This is a genomic window from Atribacter sp. (assembly GCF_035418125.1).
GTDB lineage: Bacteria > Atribacterota > Atribacteria > Atribacterales > Atribacteraceae > Atribacter > Atribacter allofermentans.
In genome coordinates, this window is sequence record NZ_DAOLQM010000288.1 from 1 (window position 1) to 2,560 (window position 2,560).

The following is a 2,560-nucleotide window of genomic DNA, read 5'->3' on the forward strand; positions in this document are numbered from 1 at the left end:
TCATCCTCTACTCGTGCCATGAAAGTAGTATGAGGCTCTATCCACTAATCAAATAGTTGATAGCTATCAGAAAAAGCATCGCATTCTTACCAATTCTTATAAGGGATTATGGTAAAATTCCATAAATATTTCTTATTATTAAATTATTTAGACAAAAATTTAGAATAATAAAAATTTATTCAATGAATGAGGTTCCTCTTATTTCATTCCGCAGCTCTTTCATGATATCTTCTTTTACCTGCTTCTTTACCTCATCAATAATTTCTCGAGCTAATTGAGTATAAAGCGGGGTCAAATAAGCAGACCTCCTATCAGGTGACTTCACCATCCCCTTGGTCCGTTCAATTTCTCCTAATATACTCCCAATTCTTTCGGCTGGATCGGCCATTTCATCCTCCTTCATTTATTGAAAATTAATTCTTATTCTAGCAGTTTTTAAAAATGTAAAAAAACAGGAAGATAGTTATATTTAATCTCTTTCAATTTTATCGTATTTTAATTTTTAAATTAAGAGAAAATGACCATTTTTTAGTAATTCTTATCTATTAGTAATATTTTAAATGAAAGACTTTTTTATTTGAACTCTTTTTGATAGTCATGATAAACAATATCAGGTATGATATGAATATTCTTAACTAAAAAGCAGGATACAAATCAACTGTCAAGGAGATGGAAATTGATGATTAGGAAAAAACAGATTTCATTCGGTTTTATAATTGTCTTTATGTTATTATTTTTTTCCTTACCAGCGATAGCGTCTGATATATCCGATGCCATTGTTAAGGTATATGCTGTATCCGATCCTCCTGATTACTTAAATCCCTGGAATATGATGGGTCCCTCTTCGGTCACTGGTTCAGGAGCAGTCATTGAGGGGAACCGTATCCTCACCAATGCTCATGTTGTAAGTGATCTCACCTTTATCCAAGTTCGAAGGTATGGCGATACGCAACGATACCCTGCTCGTCTGCTGGCGATATCTCATCAGTGCGATCTTGCCTTGATAACCGTTGATGATCCCAGTTTTTTCCAAGGTATTGACCCTCTGCCCACTGGAGACCTTCCAGCAACCAACCAAGAAGTATTGGTATATGGTTTCCCCATGGGAGGCGATACGCTGAGCATTACCAAAGGAGTTGTATCGCGTATTGAACACCAACCTTATGTGCATAGTTCCATCACACTTCTAGCCGGCCAGATAGATGCAGCTATTAATCCAGGGAATAGTGGTGGACCGGTAATTGTAGACGGAAAAATTGTCGGTGTAGTCATGCAAGGGATTCCCAGTTCACAGAACATTGGATATATGGTTCCAGCGCCGATAATAAAACATTTTTTTGAAGACCTTTCTGATGAGCAACTGGATGGTTTCCCCAACCTCGGAGTTTATATGCAATACATGGAAAACCCCGATATTCGAGAAAAATATACCATGCCAGTAAATATAACCGGGGTTCTGGTAAATCAAGTTATTCCTGGTTCATCTGCTGATGGTATCATTCAACCCGGGGATGTTATCCTATCGATAGATGACTCACCAATTGCCAACGATGGAACAGTAGAATTTCGTGCAAAGGAAAGAACCAATTTAGCTTATATTGTTCAAAAACATCAAATTGGCGATGATTTAAATCTCAAAATTTTGCGCAACGGCAAAGTTCAAAACCTATCGGTAAATCTTAGCAGCTCTTATGAAAAAAATTGGTTAATCCCCTATGAGCAATATGAAACCTTACCGACCTATTACATTTATGGTGGCTTGGTGTTTTCTCCTTTAAGCATTAACTTATTTAATATATGGGGTTCGAGCTGGTTTAATAATGCTCCTAAAGAATTGGTTGCATTGCTCGCCAATAACATCCCTACAGTCGAAGGCGAACAAGTCATTATTCTTTTACGAGTTTTACCAGCATCAGTTAATGACGGGTATCAAAACTATGCTCCATGGATTGTAAAAAAAGTAAATGGCAAGGTAGTTCTCAATATGAAAGAGCTGGTTCAAGCTATTGAAAGCAATGAAAGCAATTCATTTATCATCTTGGAAAATAATTCTAATCAACAGATTGTCTTAAATCGTGAAAAAGTAAAACAAGCCAATCCACAAATCCTTGCCACCTATAAGATTCGGGAAGATCGTTCCCTGGACTTACAATAAACAACCAACAATAAAAAAAGCACTTTCAAAAACCAAGGCGCTTTTTTTTAAAGAATGGGCACAATGCATTAGGCCCCTACCATTTTGCATTCTTTAGAATGGGCATGATAAATCATGCCCATTCTAAATCTCCGTCATTCAGGCTGTATCACAATCCCTTTTGTACACCAAGAATAACTTAAAAGTGGAGAACACAGCACATTTATCTTCAGTTTTTGGTTATTTCTTCCCAATATTACTGTTAAATATTAGCATAGGTGGGGGTAAATAATTTACTAATAATTGTGACACAGTCTGATTGCGAGGAGCGTCTTAGGCGACGTGGCAATCTCATCCACCCGCTCCGTCATTCAGACTGTGTCACATCTGTCACTATTTAGCCGTAATTTTTCGTAGATTCAAAAA

2 protein-coding genes are annotated in these 2,560 nt (G+C 36.9%); one reads left to right on the forward strand and one right to left on the reverse strand.

Annotation, left to right across the window (positions count from 1 at the left end; genetic code table 11):
* Positions 1-175: 175 nt before the first annotated feature.
* Positions 176-388, reverse strand: coding sequence for a hypothetical protein (locus PLK24_RS10620; protein WP_324478958.1), 213 nt, complete (start codon positions 386-388; stop codon positions 176-178).
* Positions 389-679: 291 nt separating this feature from the next.
* On the opposite strand from PLK24_RS10620, the gene PLK24_RS10625 reads away from it, so the two are divergent.
* Positions 680-2,155, forward strand: a complete 1,476-nt coding sequence (locus PLK24_RS10625; protein WP_324478959.1) for a S1C family serine protease — start codon at positions 680-682, stop codon at positions 2,153-2,155.
* Positions 2,156-2,560: the final 405 nt, after the last annotated feature.